Annotated in this window: 17 protein-coding genes and 1 pseudogene; all 18 read left to right on the forward strand. The window is 45.5% G+C overall.

Annotated features, from left to right (window positions below; all coding sequences use genetic code 11):
* Positions 1-84: 84 nt before the first annotated feature.
* The 18 genes and pseudogenes from AB1I67_RS04765 (at position 85) to AB1I67_RS04850 (ending at position 19,688) form a co-directional block, all read left to right on the forward strand.
* Positions 85-756 carry a hypothetical protein gene (locus AB1I67_RS04765; RefSeq protein WP_367028669.1) on the forward strand — a complete coding sequence of 224 codons (672 nt, stop codon included), beginning with the start codon at positions 85-87 and terminating at the stop codon, positions 754-756.
* Between the two features lie 133 nt (positions 757-889).
* Positions 890-1,255, forward strand: coding sequence for an RDD family protein (locus AB1I67_RS04770; RefSeq protein ID WP_367028670.1), 366 nt, complete (start codon positions 890-892; stop codon positions 1,253-1,255).
* A gap of 172 nt (positions 1,256-1,427) precedes the next feature.
* On the forward strand, positions 1,428-1,544 hold the full coding sequence (locus AB1I67_RS04775) for a hypothetical protein (protein WP_367029155.1): 117 nt from the start codon (positions 1,428-1,430) through the stop codon (positions 1,542-1,544).
* Between the two features lie 12 nt (positions 1,545-1,556).
* A pseudogene (locus AB1I67_RS04780) lies at positions 1,557-2,420 on the forward strand (hypothetical protein); the annotation flags it as partial.
* A 48-nt stretch (positions 2,421-2,468) separates the two neighbouring features.
* Complete coding sequence (locus tag AB1I67_RS04785; protein ID WP_367029157.1) at positions 2,469-5,180, forward strand: EndoU domain-containing protein; 2,712 nt, start codon at positions 2,469-2,471, stop codon at positions 5,178-5,180.
* A 23-nt stretch (positions 5,181-5,203) separates the two neighbouring features.
* Positions 5,204-5,617: a hypothetical protein gene (locus AB1I67_RS04790; protein ID WP_367028671.1), complete on the forward strand. Its 414-nt coding sequence runs from the start codon at positions 5,204-5,206 to the stop codon at positions 5,615-5,617.
* A 974-nt stretch (positions 5,618-6,591) separates the two neighbouring features.
* Complete coding sequence (locus tag AB1I67_RS04795; RefSeq protein ID WP_367028672.1) at positions 6,592-6,954, forward strand: hypothetical protein; 363 nt, start codon at positions 6,592-6,594, stop codon at positions 6,952-6,954.
* A complete protein-coding gene (tnpB, locus tag AB1I67_RS04800) occupies positions 6,944-7,303 on the forward strand; it encodes an IS66 family insertion sequence element accessory protein TnpB (protein WP_367028673.1) in 360 nt (119 codons plus the stop codon). The genes AB1I67_RS04795 and tnpB overlap by 11 nt, the downstream gene beginning before the upstream one ends.
* Before the next feature lie 288 nt (positions 7,304-7,591).
* The gene (locus AB1I67_RS04805) at positions 7,592-7,792 is read left to right on the forward strand and encodes a hypothetical protein (RefSeq protein ID WP_367028674.1); all 201 of its coding nucleotides are present in this window, start codon (positions 7,592-7,594) and stop codon (positions 7,790-7,792) included.
* Positions 7,785-8,627: a transposase gene (locus tag AB1I67_RS04810; RefSeq protein ID WP_367028675.1), complete on the forward strand. Its 843-nt coding sequence runs from the start codon at positions 7,785-7,787 to the stop codon at positions 8,625-8,627. The genes AB1I67_RS04805 and AB1I67_RS04810 overlap by 8 nt, the downstream gene beginning before the upstream one ends.
* Positions 8,628-8,640: 13 nt before the next feature.
* A complete protein-coding gene (locus AB1I67_RS04815; protein ID WP_367029159.1) occupies positions 8,641-9,192 on the forward strand; it encodes a transposase in 552 nt (183 codons plus the stop codon).
* Positions 9,193-9,274: 82 nt separating this feature from the next.
* Entirely contained in the window at positions 9,275-9,868 is a 594-nt protein-coding gene (locus tag AB1I67_RS04820) for a hypothetical protein (protein ID WP_367028676.1), read from the forward strand.
* 20 nt (positions 9,869-9,888) lie between these two features.
* Positions 9,889-10,299, forward strand: a complete 411-nt coding sequence (locus tag AB1I67_RS04825) for a hypothetical protein (RefSeq protein WP_367028677.1) — start codon at positions 9,889-9,891, stop codon at positions 10,297-10,299.
* A 90-nt stretch (positions 10,300-10,389) separates the two neighbouring features.
* Positions 10,390-14,079 (forward strand): hypothetical protein, encoded by a 3,690-nt coding sequence (locus AB1I67_RS04830; protein ID WP_367028678.1) that lies wholly within the window; start codon positions 10,390-10,392, stop codon positions 14,077-14,079.
* Positions 14,066-14,914, forward strand: a complete 849-nt coding sequence (locus AB1I67_RS04835) for a hypothetical protein (protein ID WP_367028679.1) — start codon at positions 14,066-14,068, stop codon at positions 14,912-14,914. Before AB1I67_RS04830 ends, AB1I67_RS04835 begins: the two co-directional genes overlap by 14 nt.
* Positions 14,915-15,012: 98 nt before the next feature.
* Positions 15,013-15,402 carry a hypothetical protein gene (locus AB1I67_RS04840; protein ID WP_367028680.1) on the forward strand — a complete coding sequence of 130 codons (390 nt, stop codon included), beginning with the start codon at positions 15,013-15,015 and terminating at the stop codon, positions 15,400-15,402.
* A 51-nt stretch (positions 15,403-15,453) separates the two neighbouring features.
* Positions 15,454-19,167: an RHS repeat-associated core domain-containing protein gene (locus AB1I67_RS04845; RefSeq protein ID WP_367029160.1), complete on the forward strand. Its 3,714-nt coding sequence runs from the start codon at positions 15,454-15,456 to the stop codon at positions 19,165-19,167.
* Positions 19,164-19,688 (forward strand): hypothetical protein, encoded by a 525-nt coding sequence (locus tag AB1I67_RS04850; RefSeq protein WP_367028681.1) that lies wholly within the window; start codon positions 19,164-19,166, stop codon positions 19,686-19,688. The genes AB1I67_RS04845 and AB1I67_RS04850 overlap by 4 nt, the downstream gene beginning before the upstream one ends.
* Positions 19,689-19,737 lie beyond the last annotated feature (49 nt).

Consider the following 19,737-nt stretch of genomic DNA (forward strand, 5'->3'; position numbering starts at 1 on the left):
GAAATGCAATATTTAGTTAAAAGCTTGTAACTATGCGGCTTTAACCGCTGTGAAATGAATTATCGTGAATAATTCAGGCTTAATATGAGTTTTTCAACAACGGTTCCTATGCAAAAAGAATATAAAGCGGCAGATTTGAATGGCGGTTCCATTTATGATAGTGTTGCTGGGTATCCATATAATGATGCGTCAGAATTTGAAGATCTGATAAATAAATTTAAAGCGATTATTCTCAACAATGGGATTAATTTGTTAAATGAATTGTCTAATATAAAAGAAAAGCCTTATGTTTCGATGAATAAATACAAAAAATTAGAACAGTCTCAGAATGCTATTAGCGAATCTTTCCGAGAGGGATATAGAAGTAATAATTTTCATTACAAAATTAGTGCCAAATGGGCTCATGAAAAGAACTTTTCATATCAAAAGGGGCAAAGCGAATATGAAACATTTAATGTATCCTTGGATATCAAAGATGTGTTTGGAGTCTCTTTAACAAATAGGGCAGATGCGGAAAGCAACTGGGAGTATGATAAGCTGAATTTTAATGTAAGAGTTTTAGGTAAAAACATTATTGGCGTAACACCCGAAGAAGATAAGATTGATGTTGAATTAAAAGATCAATTTTATGAATTTGGTTTCAGTGCTTATGATGTAATTGGTGGAGGTGCTAAAATACGTATAAACTTATCAGAATTAGGAAGAATTATGTTAGGGTTACCGAGCCGGCAAGAAAGTGATAATTGTGGCAAATAGCATATATTAAAACTTATTCTTTTAAAATTAATTGTAAGTTGGGCAATGAATATTTCGTTGCCCAACAATTGAAAGGACAACTGAAAAAGATAACGAATATTTGTATTGTATGACAATAAGAAAGGCGTTAAGTATGAAAAGATTTATAGCATTTTCTATCGATCTCATAATTGTTGAATTATTTATTTATTTTTATATTATTTTTTTATTTTCGTTGGAAGCGGCTGAAAGACCTATTGCTAAATTTTCATACTTTATTGGATTTTTAGTATACAATTTTGTTTTTGACTATTTTTTTGACGGATGTTCAATTGGGAAAAGATTAGTCAGAATTAAAGTTGCATTTTTAAATGAAAATAAAAAACCTTTATATTGTTATACACATGGTGTTTTACGTTATTTGGCAGGTCTCTTTTCTCCATTACTTGGATTTTACTACCTAATAAAAAAGAAATTACCATATGATAACTTCTTTAATACTGTCACAGAAAACATATAAAATTGTTTAAGAATATTTTACAACAAATTTTGGACAAGTATTCAAAAAAGCGAAACACGTTAAGCCTGTAAAGGCTGATTAAATCAAATACATATTATATAGATGATGGCAATGATAAATTCGGTAATTCAATAATGCCCTGGGCTATACCTGGAACTATCATTATGACCTGATCGACCAGCTCACTGCCAGCGTAGACCCGGAGGGCAAGGCGACGGAGTTCGCTTATAACCTGGTGGGAGAGCTTGCATCCGTCACCAAACCGGGAGACCGGAAGACGGACCTCTAGTATGACGGAAACTACAACGTGACTGCCATCAGCGACCCGAAGGGATATATCTACCAGTACACTTACGATAAGGATAACCGCCTGACCGGGACGAAGAACCCGCTGGGGGAGACCACTGCGACTGCGTATGACCCGGGAAGCCGTATCACCAGCGTGACTGACCGGATGGGCCTGACGGAGAGCTATACCTACGACCCGCACGGCAATGTCCTGAGTGTGACCGCCACAAATGGCCTGATCACCCACTTTGCTTACGACATCCTGGACAACCTGGTAAAGGTGACCATGCCCAGCAGCTTAACGGCCACCTACACCTATGATGTGATGGGAAATGTGACCAGCGCGACGGATACCATGCTGCGTACCACCCGGTACACCTACGATGCAGAGAACAACATGACCTCCATCACCGACGCCATGGGACGTAAGGAAGTCATGACCTATGATATCGGCGGGAGGAACACCAGCTATACCAGCAACGGCGGAAATAAGATCAGCTACGATTATGACCGCTTAAATGACCTGGTGGAGAAGTCCTATGAGGATGCCAGGGACCCGGAAAGCAAAGAGGGCGTACTCTACGCTTACGACGTGACCGGCCAGCGCGTGTCCATGATGGACCGCAGCGGAGAATCGAAGTACGAGTACGACGGACTTGGCCGCATCACCAAAGTGACCAGCGGCTCCGGTGAAGTGACCCAGTACGCTTATGATGGCTGTGACCAGTTGGAGAGCATCACCTATGCAGATGGAAAGAAGGTCAGCTACAAGTACGATAAGAATGACAACCTGACCGAGGTGACTGACCGGACTGGTGCCGTGACCACCTATACTTATGATGCGATCAACCGGGTGACGGAGATCCACCGCCCGAATGGTGTGAGCACCTATAGTACCTACAATGCGAGAGACCAGATCACGGATATGAAGAACATCTGTGACGATTGTGAGTGGACCATCAGTGAGTACCATTACACCTATGACGACCGTGGATTCATCGTGGGAGAGGACGTAACGGAATCCTTATACGCCTATGCCTGGGATGACAAGCATGACGGGAAGCATGAGAACTGGCATGACGATAAGTTCCCGCATGGGGATAAGCATATCAATAAACATGCTAAGGATGGTATCTATAACTTCCAGATCATTGGGACAAAGAGGAGTTTTGAGTACGATGACGACGGCAAGCTGATCCGTGCGACGGAGAAGGAGGACCGCCAGGGGACCTATGTGTATGACTATGAGTACGATGACATGGGGAACCGTACCTTCTTTAAGAAGTCCAGGAACGGCGTGGTGCAGGAGAGCGCAGAGTATACCTATAATGCGGCGAACCAGATGGTCGCGGCAAGGCTGTATGACGGTAAGCACTATAAGGATGTGGAGTATACTTACGATGCGGATGGAAACCGGGTTATGCAGGAGGAAGTGAAGCCGGACGGGAACCGGAAGGTGGAGCTGACCTATGACTACAGTGTGGAGAACCGTTTGAAAGCTGTATCTGATAAGAACGACCTCTTAGTCGCCATGGCCTACGACGGAGACGGCAACCGGATCTTCCAGCTCAATTATAACCTGCATACGGATGATGACTGGAAGGGTAACTCTGGGAATGGTAATGGGAACAACAAGGATAACTCCGGGAGCGGGAACAAAGGAAATAACAGTGGGAACGGGACCGGGAGTAAGAAGGGCATCCTGACAAGCATTGGAAGCTTCTTTGGGATGGATGACGGGATAGAGGAGTCAGAGGAGACCATAGAGGAGCCTACCGCGTCCAATGCTACAGCAAGGAAGTCCAACGGGAATAAGGACAAGGATAAGGGCAATAACGGGAACGACAAGAATAACGGCAAGGGGAACGGAAACGGCAACTCTGGTAACAACGGCAATGGTAATTCTGGTAATCATGGAAATGGTAACGGAAACACCAGCACCGGGGGCAATAACGACAACAACGGAAATGCCAATGGAAACACCAACAATACCGGAGGAAGCCAGAACCAGAGCGGCATCCTGTTCCCGATCGACGGCGAAGTGTCTGAGCTGGAAGCAGAGCTGATCGGCATGATCAAGACGACTGGCAAAGAAAAGAACTACGAGCTGGTGGAGTATGTTAACGATGTGAACCGGGAGCATGTGGAAGTCTTGATGGAGCTGAACATCAATGGTATAATGGATACAGCTTACAGCTATGGAAATGAACGCCTGACTAGTGAGCGGTTCACAGAATGGACTGGCTACTATACCTATGATCCGAGAGGCAGTGTGACGGGAGTTACGGACAGTAAGGGGATGATCTGGCAGTCGTATCGGTATAATGTAAGCGGCGACCTTACGTTTGGCAAGCCGCAGTATAACAACGTGTACAGCTATAATGCGGAGAGCTATAATCCGAATATGGAGAGCCAGTACCTGAGAGCCAGATACTACAATGTGCCCAACGGCAATTTCCTGACAGAGGATTCGTACCTTGGCAATATCACAGACCCGCTGACACTGAACCGGTATAACTATGTCAAGAGCAGCCCGCTGAATTACACTGATCCGAGTGGACACTATGCGTTTGGTGATCCGGATAATCAGACCTCTGCATACAATAAGCAGGACAGTACAAGGAATGCCAGTAGCGGCAGTACACCGCAGTATCAAACAGGTTCGCCCAATTATTCGACATCGCCTTATACGAAACAGTCAGCGTGTAAAGAGATTTCGGATGAAATAAAACGGCATCAGGGAGCCTTGCTCGGAGCAGGCGTTGGGGTTGCTATCATACTGATAACCGCGGCAACTGGAGGAGCTCCGCTTCTGGCAGTAGTAGGAGCTTCAGCCGCATATGCAGGTAGTGGACTGATAATCGGAGGCGCACTACAAAAAGGTATAGACAGTGCATATATAGCGCATAAACTAAAGACCGAGTATGGGATAAATGTAGCTGAATATCAGGATATAGAAGTATCCCAGCTTCCGCAAGAGGCGCAGGCGCTGTGTGAGCAGTTTGAGGAAAATGGCAAAGATATGGAGACATATCTTGGAGAGGGGACGGCACTTTCAGCAGCAGGTGCGGTGATATATGAAGCTGGAATGTTGCTGGATAGAATCGGGCCTACTGTAAAAGAAGCCTCTAAAAGTGCATTTGAGCGGATTAAGAGCTGGATTAATGGGGTTACTAAGGGGAGAAGTGGAACTAATACTACCAGTAGTAATATTTCTCCTGAGATGGAAGAGAAGATTTTGGAGGGTCAAAGAGTTGGAACGAGCAACAAAATAATTGGTGGTCATTCTTCAAACACTGTCAATAATAATAGCCCTAACTTTGCGGTTGAAGAAGTGAAAATTAATCCAGATGGAACAAAAGTAGTCAAATATTACAAACAATTTCCTGATGGTAATGTATCTAGGCTAAAAACGAGCACTCTTTTTCCGGAGAGTTGGTCAGATAATGAGATTATAGATGCAGTCCAAAATATAGCAGATAGCAAACCTATTGGTACTCGACCATTAGATGGGCAAACTCTTCATAGGGGAAACATTAATGGTGTAGAAATAGATGTCATTAAGCAAGGAAATGATGTAATATCTGCTTATCCTGTAGGTGGAAAACCAACACCTGGATTTGATCCTGTAAATTAATCAATTTAAGGAGGGCGAGCAAAATGTATATTGAATTGGATACATATATAACCGAATTTTCAAAAGAAGATTCTTCAGATGATTACTGGTATGATGTGGGAGTTATTCATGCCAGTCAATTAATCAATAAATTTAGCTTAGATGATTGGGTTGAATTAATGATACATATTGATGAAAAAAATAATATGTGGAAGAAAAGGTTTGTATATTGTTTAGGGGATTGCAATAGTGAAGAGTATGTTAATATCATTTTAAAAATTATAGATACTGACGATGAAGAACTTTTTGTAATGTGTATTGATGCCCTAAATGAGATGATTACTGAGGATAATAAAGGTAAAATATTGTGTCATAAAAATATTAATGCGGCATTAAAATTAATATCAAAAAGCGGAGTAGCAACAAAGAATGTTTTAGAGAGATTTGTTCAAAGATAAGTAATTGAATAAATGATAATAACAGATATCCGCCCGGCTTTGCCGGGCGGTATCCTCCGAGTTTATGCCGTCATATGGCATAAACTCTTTAACCTGCAGACTTTTCGACCCTGGCTATATTGGTGGATTTGGAGAGGAATACCTCTGTTCCACATCGGCCCAACGAGCTGAAATATCCGTTCCATGGTACATCTTTCCGAGCCGGTTCTTAAAACTGGCACACGGGCAGTCACGGTGCGTCACAGGGCTATGAGAAGGCGGGGGAGGAATCACTTGACTCCATATGGCAGGGATATCCGCTCTGTTTTGTAGAAAAAGCCGGAGAGCCGCCGAGGATTGCGATTGAATCAAAGGATTTCCCTGTCTAATGTCGGGAAATGCCTTAAAACCGTTGGTTTGGGCGAAATCAACTTTGTTTGGCGGCATAAGTTTTTCTGGAATGCAGGAAAAAGTTATTCAAAAAACGGGGGCTTCCAGCATAACAAATTCAGGCTTTGCCATCCGGTAGTTTTCTCATTTTCAGCAGTATTTTAGAGGTACCGGGTGGCAGAATCCTGCACATTAAAAAAGCTGGGTGCCGCCAAGCCACCCATGAATAACGATTGTTATCTTTTTTCGACCCATTGAAATCCATTCGTCAGTAAGATTTCAGTAAGGAAAACTGGGGGTTTAAGGGGGTAAACACACACCGCTTTCCATACCCTGGAATAACAGATATTGCAGAAAGAAGAACAGAAAAAAGAACACTGCCGGTTCTCCTGCACCATGGAGAGTGGCAGTGTTCTTTTTTTGCGGTTACAGGCTGTTGATAAACTTCATGACCCCGGATGCCATCCCGGAATCCGCCGGAGGTAAACGCCTAACCGCCAGTACCTAGCATCCTCCACCCCACCATGGCATAATGGACTCAACTATTATTACCCGGTAGTAAAAGTTGAGCCCTCAACTTTTACTGCCAGTCGAGGAGGAATACTATGAGTTCTGCTGCTACTGCCGCGGCCGAGGAATACCGGCTCAGCCAATGGGCGGAAGATATCCGGGACTGTCAGGCCAGACCTGAAAACATGTCCGTCAAGGAGTGGTGCCGCGCACATGGAATCACAAAAGCGAATTATTATTACCGGCTGCGCCGTGTCCGTCTGGCCTGCCTTAAAAATGTCGAAGCGCCGGTCTTTGCACCCGTTCCCATACCTCTGTCATCACCTTCACCGGCCATAACAAATCTGGAGAGACCGGTTGCGGTCCTGCACTTCCCTTCCGGCTCTGTTGAGATCCAAAACACCATCTCGCCCAAACTGCTGGAACAGATGGTCCGGGTGATGTGCCATGTTCAATGACGCCTGCGGTTTCCAAAAAGTATATATCGCCTGCGGCTACACAGATCTCCGCAGAGGCATTGATGGCCTTTCCTCCCTGGTGAAGAGCCAGTTCCGGCTTGATCCGTTTCTCCCTGGGATACTGTTCCTCTTCTGTGGGCGCAGGACTGACCGGATCAAAGGACTTTTGTGGGAACAGGACGGATTCCTTCTCCTGTACAAACGGCTGGAATCCGGACGGTTCCAGTGGCCGCGCGATGAGCAGGAAGTCCTTTCCATCTCCCCAGAGCAGTACATCTGGCTGATGCAGGGGCTGGCAATCGAGCAGAAGCACTCCATCAAGAAGGTCCATCCCGCAGCGCCCCTGTAGATTTGTGCAAAACAGAGAAAATCATTTCTTCCCGGACGTAGTTATCCGTTCTGCGGGCGGCGTTTATCCACAGGGGCAGAAAGAGGTGTCGGTGCCGTCCTTGACACCGTTCAAAAATCTTCCGGCTCTTGTGGATAACCACCCGAAAATCCGGAGGTTTCGGGTGCATTTCACTGTTTTTTTCATTCTTTTTCTTTCGTCAAACTGCTCATTCCGTTAAAAATCCGAATTCGCTTTTTTTCTCTATTTATTGTATAATAGAGCCATCACAGTCAGGAGCGGATGGATATGCCTACGTCATTTACAGAAGAACAACTGAATCAATGTAGCAAGGAGATGCTGGTGAAGCTTCTCCTGTCCATGCAGGACCAGATGGCCCAGATGAACCGGAACATGGAGATTCTGATCGGGCAGGTCTCCATTTCAAACCAGAAGCGGTTCGGCCGTTCCTCGGAAAAGCTGGACAGACGGGCCGCTTTCCATGGATGACTGCTTTAACGAAGCGGAGGCCACGTCCGGTCAGGCCAGCTCCGCCGAGCCGGAGATGGAGACGGTATGCCCTCTTCCTTACCGGCGCTCAAAGCAAAAAGGAAAACGGGAGGCCGATCTAAAGGACATCGAAACCATTGTGGTCAGTCACGAGCTTACAGCGGAGCAGCTGGAACAGCTGTTTGGAAACAGTGGCTGGAAACGGCTTCCAGATGAGGTCTATAAACGGCTGGAGTTTCACCCGGCCGCTTTCCAGGTGATGGAACACCATGTGGCGGTCTATGCAGGGAAGGATAACCAGACCATAGTAAAAGCGGACCGATCGAAAGACCTTCTGCGGAACAGCGTGGTGACGCCGTCTCTGGCGGCTGCCATTATGAATGCCAAGTACGTGAACGCCATCCCGCTGTACCGCCTGGAGCAGGAATTCGACCGCAACGAGATCCACCTCCCCCGGCAGAACATGGCAAACTGGACGATCCGGTGCGCTGAGAACTACCTGTCCCTGCTGTGGGAACGTCTGCACAGAGAGCTGTTATCCTGCCCGGTCATCCAGGCGGACGAGACGCCGGTCCTGGTCAATAAAGACGGGAGAAAAGCCGGCGCCAAAAGCTACATGTGGGTATATCGGACCGGGAAAATGCAGGAGAGTCCGGCGGTAGTTCTGTATGAATACCAAAAGACCCGGAACACCAGCCACCCACGGGAATTCCTGAAAGGATACCACGGGACCTGCGTGACCGATGGCTATCAGGTATACCACACGCTTGGGAAAGAACAGGCGGATTTAAAAATCGCCGGTCTGCTGGTCCCACGCACGGCGCCGGTTTGCTGATGTAGTCAAGTCCCTGGGGAAAGAGAAAGCGAAGGACACGCTTGCCTATCAGGCACTGGAGCAGATCGGGGCCATTTTCAAACTGGAGTCCGCGTACTTAAGTCTCACACCAGAGGAACGCGCCAACCGGCGTCAGACCAGCGTCAAGCCGCTGGTGGATGCCTTTTTTGAGTGGATCAGAGCCAACCGGGATAAAGTGCCGCCTAAATCGGAGACAGGGAAAGGCTTTACTTATTGCCTGAATCAGGAGTTGTACCTGAAGGTGTTCCTGAATGACGGTCAGGTTCCGGCAGACAACAATGCGGCCGAGCAGGCCATCCGGGGGTTCTGCATAGGGAAGCGCAACTGGCATCTGATTGACACGGTTCATGGGGCGCAGGCAAGTGCGGTGATATACAGCATTGCCGAAACTGCAAAAGCAAACCGCTTAAAGCCATACCAGTATTTTGAGCATCTGCTTACAGAGATACCGAAGCACATGGATGGCGCCAGTCTGGACTTTCTCGAAGCCCTGTTGCCATGGTCCAAAGAACTGCCGGAATCCTGCCGCAAACCCATCAAATGACAACTGCACCGCCAGAAATGGCGGTGGTTATTTTGTCAAGGTACTGGTGGTTGGGCGTTTACAGGAGAGCTATCAGATTCGCTTGACAGTGTATAATATCCTGGCGGATACTGTAATTAATGGATATTCAGTAAATGATGCAAGTGACCAGTTTATAAAGGAGGTCTATGGTCATTATTTTACAGAACGTGTAGGATATGCGAAAATGACAGCCATGTTAATGCTTACGATAGGAAGTGCAGCGGCGCAAAGGGCTGTAGAAAAGTATTGGACTGGAAAAGTAACTAATCAGAATGGAAAGGGAGAGGGGGAATTTGGCACTGGAGATAAGTTTGCTGATATTGAGAATGCTAGGATAAAGAGTCAAGATCAATTGAGCAAAGAATACTTTGATACATTAACAGATAAAGGAGCGATATCTGGAGGATGTTCGGGAGAAGAGGCACCATTAATATCAGACCCCAATAGTTTTTATAAAACCGATGCAGGGCATATCATAACTTATAATAGCAAAGGCGAGAAAGTTTTAGATATTTCACCCGAACGAGTAAAAGTATGGAAAAAGAATGTTAATCCAAATAACCCATCACAGGTAAACTGGTCAAGTTATAAGTTGAAAAATGATAGTGGACAAGTAGAAAAGACCTTGCAGTGGATTTTGGACTATTTTAATTAGAACAGGAGGAGGTGATATGAATGGAATGGTTACTAATTGAAACAGAACAGGATATCTCCTATATTCAAAAAATATATGAAAATTTTTTAGATGCGGAAATTGTCAATTTTAGGTTTGAAAGTGGAAATTATGTAGATTCTAATTTAATAGGTCATGAGTATATGAAAAACGAATTTCACATAATATTTCAAAGAATGGATGTTAACCCATTTTCTATTGAAGTTGTTTTTGAAGAAATGAGACGAGTGAATTTTTATGCACCACTAATAAATGAAAGTTCATCTTCAATAAGCTATGCCAAATTCGTTAAAAATGAGGATTATATTTATTGGACTAAATGGAAGGAATTTAATCCATATAATAAGGAACATTTAAAGAAAGATATAACTTTTATTGAAGCCAAAAGAGCTAGATGGAGGGTTGTTTCTTAAATCTTAATTATCTGGCTTTGCCGGGCAATGTTCCTAGGTTGGGTGGCATTAAGCCACCTGGCCTTTAACCTGCAATGAAAGTATGATATCATGCACCGGATGACCAAGTCCGTCAATGCTGAGGGCGGAGTGACTACCTACGGCTATGATATCCGGGGCAACCAGGCCCAGTTAAATACTGCCCTGGGCTATACCTGGAATTACCGGTACGACCTGATCGACCAGTTCACTGCCAGCGTAGATCCGGAAGGAAAGGCGACGGAGTTCGCTTATAACTTGGTAGGAGAGCTTGCATCCGTTACCAAACCGGGAGACTGGAAGACGGACCTCCAGTATGACGGAAACTATAACGTGACCGCCATCAGCGCCCCGAAGGGCTATATCTACCAGTACACTTACGATAAGGATAACCGCCTGACCGGGATGAAGAACCCGCTGGGAGAGACCACCGCGACTGCGTATGACCCGGGAAGCCGTGTCACCAGCGTGACTGACCGGATGGGACTGACAGAGAGCTATACTTACGACCCGCACGGCAATGTCTTGAGCGTGACCGCTACCAACGGCCTGATCACCCATTTTGCGTACGACATCCTGGACAACCTGGTAAAGGTGACCATGCCCAGCAGCTTAACGGCCACCTACACCTATGATGTGATGGGCAATGTGACCAGCGCAACGGATACCATGCTGCGCACCACCCGGTACACCTACGATGCAGAGAACAACATGACCTCCATCATCGACGCCATGGGACGTAAGGAGGTCATGACTTATGACATCGGCGGAAGGAACACCAGCTATACCAGCAACGGCGGAAATAAGATCAGCTACGATTATGACCGCTTAAATAATCTGGCGGAGAAGTCCTACGAGGATACCAGGGATCCGGAAAGCAAAGAGGGTGTACTCTACGCATACGATGTGACCGGCCAGCGCGTGTCCATGATGGACCGCAGCGGAGAATCAAAGTACGAATACGACGGCCTTGGCCGCATCACCAAAGTGACCAGCGGCTCCGGCGAAGTGACCCAGTACGCTTATGATGGCTGTGACCAGCTGGAGAGCATCACTTATGCTGACGGAAAGAAGGTCAGCTACAAGTACGATAAAAATGACAACCTGACAGAGGTGACCGACCGGACTGGGGCCGTGACCACCTATACTTATGATGCCATCAACCGGGTGACGGAGATCCACCGTCCGAATGGTGTGAGCACCTATAATACCTACAATGCAAGAGACCAGATCACGGACATGAAGAACCTCTGTGACGACTGTCAGTGGACCATCAGCGAGTACCATTACACCTATGACGACCGCGGCTTCATCGTGGGAGAGGACGTGACGGAATCCTTATACGCCTATGCCTGGGATGACAAGCATGACGGGAAGCATGAGAACTGGCATGATGACAAGTTCCCGCATGGGGATAAGCATATCAACAAGCATGCCAAGGATGGTATCTACAACTTCCAGATCATCGGGACAAAGCGGAGTTTTGAGTACGATGATGACGGCAAGCTGATCCGTGCGACGGAGAAGGAGGACCGCCAGGGGACCTATGTGTATGACTATGAGTACGATGACATGGGGAACCGTACCTTCTTTAAGAAGTCCAGGAACGGTGTGGTTCAGGAGAGCGCAGAGTATACCTATAATGCGGCGAACCAGATGGTCGCGGCAAGGCTGTATGACGGCAAGCATTATAAGAACGTGGAGTACACGTATGATGCGGACGGGAATCGGATCATGCAGGAGGAAGTAAAGGACGACGGCGACCGGAAGGTGGAGCTGACCTATGACTACAGCGTGGAGAACCGTTTGAAAGCTGTATCTGATAAGAACGACCTCTTAGTCGCCATGGCCTATGACGGAGACGGGAACCGGATCTTCCAGCTCAATTATAACCTGCATACGGACGATGACTGGAAGGGCAATTCCGGCAACGGCAATGGCAACAATAAGGATAACTCCGGGAGCGGGAACAAAGGAAATAACAGCGGGAACGGGACCGGGAGTAAGAAGGGCATCCTGACAAGCATTGGAAGCTTCTTTGGGATGGATGACGGGATAGAGGCGTCAGAGGAGACCATAGAGGAGCCTACCGCGTCCAATGCTACAGCAAGGAAGTCCAACGGGAATAAGGACAAGGATAAGGGCAATAACGGGAACGACAAGAATAACGGCAAGGGGAACGGAAACGGCAACTCTGGTAACAATGGCAATGGTAATTCTGGTAATCATGGAAATGGTAACGGAAACACCAGCACCGGGGGCAATAACGACAACAACGGAAATGCCAACGGAAACACCAATAATACCGGAGGCAGCCAGAACCAGAGCGGCATCCTGTTCCCGATCGATGGCGAAGTCTCCGAGCTGGAAGCAGAGCTGATCGGCATGATCAAGACGACCGGAAAAGAGAAGAATTATGAACTGGTGGAATACGTCAATGACGTGAACCGGGAGCATGTGGAAGTCTTGATGGAGCTGAACATCAATGGTATAATGGATACAGCTTACAGCTATGGAAATGAACGCCTGACTAGTGAGCGGTTCACAGAATGGACTGGCTACTATACCTATGATCCGAGAGGCAGTGTGACGGGAGTTACGGACAGTAAGGGGATGATCTGGCAGTCGTATCGGTATAATGTAAGCGGCGACCTTACGTTTGGCAAGCCGCAGTATAACAACGTGTACAGCTATAATGCGGAGAGCTATAATCCGAATATGGAGAGCCAGTACCTGCGGGCGAGATATTACAACGTGATTTATGCAAACTTCCTGACGGAGGATTCGTACCTTGGCAATATCGTAGATCCGTTGACACTCAATCGGTATAATTATGGCAAGAGCAGTCCGTTGAATTATGTGGATCCACTAGGCTTTGAAGCACTGGTAATAAGTGGTTTACAAGTTAAGGGTTATAAATATCAATTTATTGAAACAGCGCTGCACGATATAGATGTACAAAAAAATCAAAATAATAGGGAAGATATTACCTGGATTGTGTTTGTAGCAGATGAAGTATATAATCAACACGATATTAGGCATTTTAATGAAACAGCTGAAGAATTAGGGATTAATATCGAGCAGATTTCTACTAAAAAAGAGTTTATAAATTACATAAATAGTAAATCAAAAAAGGATGAAGAACTTAGCGATGAAAGAAAAGAAGATCTAATTGATTATGTAAGCGTCTTTGCGCATGGACAGTCTATTTATACAGGAAGTACAAACCAGTTGTCATTCGGGTATAAACTTGCCAATAGCGAAGATGTAAACTTTAAACAGTCAGATATTTCTTCTTTGATGGATGATGCTTTTGATAAGACAAACACAGTTTTTTATTCGTGCAATGCGGGAACAGCGGATACGGAAGGGAAGCGCTTCGCCCAAGAGTGGAGCAATAAAACTGGAGGCCTTTCACTGGGACTTCAAAATGCTAGAACAAACTATGCATTTATTAATAGTACCCAAGACAGTGTGCTGGATTTTGGAATAGATTTTCCTGGTACCAAATTAGACAAGTCTGCATCCGATGGATTGAACAAAATTGCTGAATTTTTAGGATTAAAAACAACGCCGGAGTGGGATAAAAAACAAGCTTTAAAAAAAGAGCGCAAGGATGATGACGACCAAGGAATTGAATATGGGTATCCTAAAACAGGTTCGCTGCATTATCCTTCGATAGCATCTGCATTATCGGACGCGGATCTTGTAGCTAAAACATTTGGCGAAGAGAGAGGTTGGATTTTATATGCGCCAAACTAAAATAATAAAGATAGCTATACTGGCAATCGTTTTCTATTATGGAGCAATAATATTTCATAATTTTCCAAAGGCAAGCACTGACTACATTGTAGTCAGTGCTTCAGATATAGAAAGTGGAGCACATTTTCCGTATGTATTATCAAAAAATCATGGTGTTGAAGTATTGCTTGTCGGAAAATGTCCGGAGTATGAATTATCTTATATTTTTTTAGAAAAATACAGAAATAAATTCCGAGTTTATGGAGAAAAAAATGAAATATTATCTAAGGAATATGGTTGTCTTGTTTGGAATGCTACAGATTGGGAAATTTTAGCTCCAATAAAAAGAGATTATGATGCATTGGATTGGGAAATGCGACAGAAACACAGATACTTTGCTTCAATATTCTCTTTTGATAAATATGATAAAAATTGTGGAGATTATAAGCCTATATTATATGATAATATAAGAATGGGCTATTATGAGATAAGTTATTGGCTTAAACAAAAAGGATATTTTCTAATTTCGCCTTTGTTATACAATGGAGCAGTAGAGTGGAATTTAATTAATGGAGAGCACACAAGAAATATTAGCGTAATAGGAAGCAATCCATCAGATTTTTTTAATGACGAAATAATAAATATCACACAAGATGATATACACCAAGATGGGATGTTTCGGAATTATTTTGTCGTGAAAGGTTTTTTTAATAATGAAAACGAATTATTTATAGATGATTGGTGGCTTTGTGTACCATTTACCAGATTTAATAGTGTAGATAAATCTGTTTTTGGATTTACAGAGGAAGATATTGAAAAAGGAATTTTTATAAATAAAAACAAACGAGTGAAATAAGCGTAAGGCGTTTATCTATATAACGATGATAACTAGATGGTCAAGGCTGTTGTGAAGGAAGAGAACTTAAGCAAGCGTATATCTTCACCTATGACGTGATGGGGAACCTGGTGGAGGAGATCTCCCCGAAGGGGGCAAGGACCGCCTACACCTATGATAAGCACGACGAGCTGACCAGCGTCACTGACCCGGCCGGGAATGTGACAAGGTATGCAGTAGACTTAAACCGCCGGGTAACGGAGATGACCCAGAAAAACGGGGCGAAGTATGCCTATACTTACGATCCGGTACACAGCCTGACCAGCATCACCACGCCTCTGGGCCTCAAGCGGGAGCTGACTTATGATGTGGCGGATAACGTCATAAAGGATACGGATAACCTGGACTGCACCAACACCTATGAATATGACATCATGCACCGGATGACCAAGTACGTCAATGCAGAGGGAGGCGTGACCACCTACGGCTACGATATCCGCGGCAACTAGAACCAGCTAAATAACGCTCTGGGCTACACCTGGAACTACCGGTATGACCTGATCGAACAGCTCACTGCAAGCGTAGACCCGGAGGGCAAGGCGACGGAGTTCACTTATAACCTGGTGGGAGAGCTTGCATCCGTCACTAAACCGGGAGACCGGAGGACGGACCTCCAGTATGACGGAAATTACAACGTGACTGCCATCAGCGATGCGAAGGGATATATTTACCAGTACACTTACGATAAGGATAACTGCCTGACCGGGACGAAGAATCCGCTGGGAGAGACCACCGCGACTGCGTATGACCCGGGAAGCCGTGTCACCAGCGTGACCGACCGGATGGGACTGACGGAGAGCTATACCTACGACCCGCACGGCAATGTCTTGAGCGTGACTGCTACCAACGGCCTGATCACCCACTTTGCTTATGACATCCTGGACAACCTGGTAAAGGTGACCATGCCCAGCAACTTAACAGCCACCTACACCTATGATGTGATGGGCAATGTGACCAGCGCGACGGATACCATGCTGCGTACTACCCGGTACACCTACGATGCAGAGAACAACATGACCTCCATCACCGACGCCATGGGACGTAAGGAGGTCATGACTTATGACATCGGCGGAAGGAACACCAGCTATACCAGCAACGGCGGAAATAAGATCAGCTACGATTATGACCGCTTAAATAATCTGGCGGAGAAGTCCTACGAGGATACCAGGGATCCGGAAAGCAAAGAGGGTGTACTCTACGCATACGATGTGACCGGCCAGCGCGTGTCCATGATGGACCGGAGCGGGGAATCAAAGTACGAATACGACGGCCTTGGGCGCATCACCAAGGTGACCAGCGGCTCCGGCGAAGTGACCCAGTACGCTTATGATGGCTGTGACCAGCTGGAGAGCATCACCTACGCTGACGGGAAGAAGGTCAGCTACAAGTACGATAAGAATGACAACCTGACAGAGGTGACCGACCGGACCGGGGCCGTGACCACCTATACTTATGATGCGATCAACCGGGTGACGGAGATCCACCGCCCGAATGGTGTCAGCACCTACAATACCTACAATGCGAGAGACCAGATCACGGATATGAAGAACATCTGTGATGACTGTGAGTGGACCATCAGCGAGTACCATTACACCTATGACGACCGGGGCTTCATCGTGGGAGAGGACGTGACGGAATCCTTATACGCCTATGCCTGGGATGACAAGCATGACGGGAAGCATGAGAACTGGCATGACGATAAGTTCCCGCATGGGGATAAGCATATCAACAAGCATGCCAAGGACGGTATCTACAACTTCCAGATCATCGGGACAAAGCGGAGTTTTGAGTACGATGATGACGGCAAGCTGATCCGTGCGACGGAGAAGGAGGACCGCCAGGGGACCTATGTGTATGACTATGAGTACGATGACATGGGGAACCGTACCTTCTTTAAGAAGTCCAGGAACGGCGTGGTGCAGGAGAGCGCAGAGTATACCTATAATGCGGCGAACCAGATGGTCGCGGCAAGGCTGTATGACGGTAAGCACTATAAGGATGTGGAGTATACTTACGATGCGGATGGAAACCGGGTTATGCAGGAGGAAGTGAAGCCGGACGGGAACCGGAAGGTGGAGCTGACCTATGACTACAGTGTGGAGAACCGCTTGAAGGCAGTCCATGACAAGAACGACCTCTTAGTCGCCATGGCCTATGACGGGGACGGGAACCGGATCTTCCAGCTCAATTATAACCTGCATACGGACGATGACTGGAAGGGCAATTCCGGCAACGGCAATGGCAACAATAAGGATAACTCCGGGAGCGGGAACAAAGGAAATAACAGCGGGAACGGGACCGGGAGCAAGAAGGGCATCCTGACAAGCATTGGAAGCTTCTTTGGGATGGATGATGGGACAGAGGAGTCAGAGGAGACCATAGAGGGGTCTACCGTGTCTAACGTCACGGCGAGGAAGTCCAACGGGAATAAGGACAAAGATAAGGGCAATAACGGGAACGACAAGAATAACGGCAAGGGGAATGGAAACGGTAACTCTGGCAATAACGGGAATGGTAACAATGGAAACGGTAACTCCGGCAATAACGGAAACGGCAATTCCGGTAATCATGGAAATGGTAACGGAAACACTAGCACCAGGGGCAATAACGATAATAACGGAAATGCCAATGGAAATACCAACAATACCGGAGGCAGCCAGAACCAGAGCGGCATCCTGTTCCCGATCGACGGCGAAGTATTCGAGCTGGAAGCAGAGCTGATCGGTATGATCAAGACTACTGGCAAGGAAAAGAACTACGAGCTAGTGGAGTACGTCAATGACGTGAACCGGGAGCATGCGGAAGTCTTGATGGAGCTGAACATCAATGGTATAATGGATACAGCTTACAGCTACGGAAATGAACGCCTGACCAATGAGCGGTTCACAGAGTGGACGGGTTATTATACCTACGATCCGAGAGGCAGCGTGACGGGAGTTACGGACAGCAAGGGGATGATCTGGCAGTCGTACCGGTATAGTGCGAATGGCGACCTTACGTTTGGCAAACCGCAGTATAACAACGTGTACAGCTATAATGCGGAGAATTATAATCCGAACATGGAGAGCCAGTATCTGCGGGCGAGATATTATAACGTGCCGAACGGAAACTTCCTGACGGAAGACTCGTACCTTGGAAATATTATAGATCCATTGACGCTTAATAGGTATAACTACGTTAAGAGTAGTCCTTTGAATTATATTGATCCGAGCGGGCATATACCATCAACAACTCCAGACAGTCCGACTTCACCATATTGGGAAGGACACCCAAATAATGGAAGCAATGAAAGCGCATGCCGAGCAATCGATGAAATGATAAGAAGAAATCATGGAGCGTTGATTGGAGGTGCAACAGGTGTAGCGATTGTTATGCTGACAGCAGCTTCTGGGGGTTCTGCATTAATCATTTTTGGAGCAGGAATGATGGGTGGAGCGACTGGAATGATGACAGGAGGTATGCTGCAAAAAGGGGTAGACAGTGCGAGCATAGCCTATGAATTAAAAACCAAGTATGGTTACGATATAGCGGAATGCCAAGACATAGAAGTATCAGAACTGCCAGAGGCGGCGCAGAAGTTATGCGAGCAGTATCAAGAGAATGTAGAAGATGCAGAAACATATCTTGAAGCGGGTACAGCAGCAGGCTTAATGGGTGCATCATTATATGAAGCCGGGATTTTGATAGATGCAATAGGACCATCGGTAAAATCCACATCGAGGGATGCTTATGAAAAGATAAAAAGTTGGATTAGTAATACAAATAGGGGGACAGGTAGTTCAAAATATCTTAGCAAACCAGTCCAAGGAGGTGTGTTAAATATTGGAGCGGGAACTAGACCTATAGAGAATGCTTACAATATCGATATAAATCCAACAGTTGAAGGGGTGTATCAAGGAAGTGCCACAAATTTAAGTGGTATAGCAACAGGTAGCCAAAGTAAAGTCATTATGCAAAATCCGTACAAATATGAGGTGCTAAATCCAGAAGTAAACAGAGTGTTGGAAAAAGGAGGAGTGGTAGAAATAACAGGAGGACTGACTAATGGGACTTTTAAGCAAATATACAATATGAAAACAGAAAAACTGTCTGAATTAGGCTATGAAATTGTTACAAAGGGTTTAGCAGAAAATGCAGAAAAAGGATATACAACAACGGGAAAACCTGTTCAAAGTACTATTTATGAGATTATTCTTAGAAAAATTGGGGGGTGATATTAATTAAAAGAATAATTAATCTAACGGGAAAAAATTTTGAAAGAGTTAATTTTGAAGAAGCAGAGTTAATTGAGTTTATTTGCAATGATAAGTTGCCAATTGATTTAAAATTTAGCATTTGGGGTGTGAGATTACTTGTTGATGATTTTTGGAAACATGATAAAACCTTTTTACAGGGCATATCACATTCGCAAGATTATTATGTTGCTGGAATAGGTAAAATAATGATTCAACAAGTAAATGGCATTGATTTTCATTTTTTTCCATACAAAAAAACAAGTAATTCGTATCAATTTGTTTATGATGAATTGGGGCAAATACTTGACAAAGGATGGTCTAAAGGCAAATTGGAAGGAGGTGATAATTATTTGTGGGAATGCGTACAAATACACCCACATGGATTTTGTAGGTTAAATATATATGCATATGGAGATGTTGAATATGAATTTGACGATGTTAACATAATACCCGAAAAAGATTTCTTAGAAAGGCCAAATCATTATGCATATCACATTTAATATATATATTTAATGCGAGGATTGCGGGAGTACGAAGTGCGGAGTAATC

This window comes from Clostridium sp. AN503 (assembly GCF_040719375.1).
GTDB lineage: Bacteria > Bacillota > Clostridia > Lachnospirales > Lachnospiraceae > Brotaphodocola.

Coding starts and splice junctions, on each gene's coding strand:
- AB1I67_RS04765 (WP_367028669.1), top strand. CDS start 85: ATGAGTTTTTCAACAACGGTTCCTATGCAAAAAGAATATAAAGCGGCA.
- AB1I67_RS04770 (WP_367028670.1), top strand. CDS start 890: ATGAAAAGATTTATAGCATTTTCTATCGATCTCATAATTGTTGAATTA.
- AB1I67_RS04785 (WP_367029157.1), top strand. CDS start 2,469: ATGAAGAACATCTGTGACGATTGTGAGTGGACCATCAGTGAGTACCAT.
- AB1I67_RS04790 (WP_367028671.1), top strand. CDS start 5,204: ATGTATATTGAATTGGATACATATATAACCGAATTTTCAAAAGAAGAT.
- AB1I67_RS04795 (WP_367028672.1), top strand. CDS start 6,592: ATGAGTTCTGCTGCTACTGCCGCGGCCGAGGAATACCGGCTCAGCCAA.
- tnpB (WP_367028673.1), top strand. CDS start 6,944: ATGTTCAATGACGCCTGCGGTTTCCAAAAAGTATATATCGCCTGCGGC.
- AB1I67_RS04805 (WP_367028674.1), top strand. CDS start 7,592: ATGCCTACGTCATTTACAGAAGAACAACTGAATCAATGTAGCAAGGAG.
- AB1I67_RS04810 (WP_367028675.1), top strand. CDS start 7,785: ATGGATGACTGCTTTAACGAAGCGGAGGCCACGTCCGGTCAGGCCAGC.
- AB1I67_RS04825 (WP_367028677.1), top strand. CDS start 9,889: ATGGAATGGTTACTAATTGAAACAGAACAGGATATCTCCTATATTCAA.
- AB1I67_RS04830 (WP_367028678.1), top strand. CDS start 10,390: ATGCACCGGATGACCAAGTCCGTCAATGCTGAGGGCGGAGTGACTACC.
- AB1I67_RS04835 (WP_367028679.1), top strand. CDS start 14,066: ATGCGCCAAACTAAAATAATAAAGATAGCTATACTGGCAATCGTTTTC.
- AB1I67_RS04840 (WP_367028680.1), top strand. CDS start 15,013: ATGGGGAACCTGGTGGAGGAGATCTCCCCGAAGGGGGCAAGGACCGCC.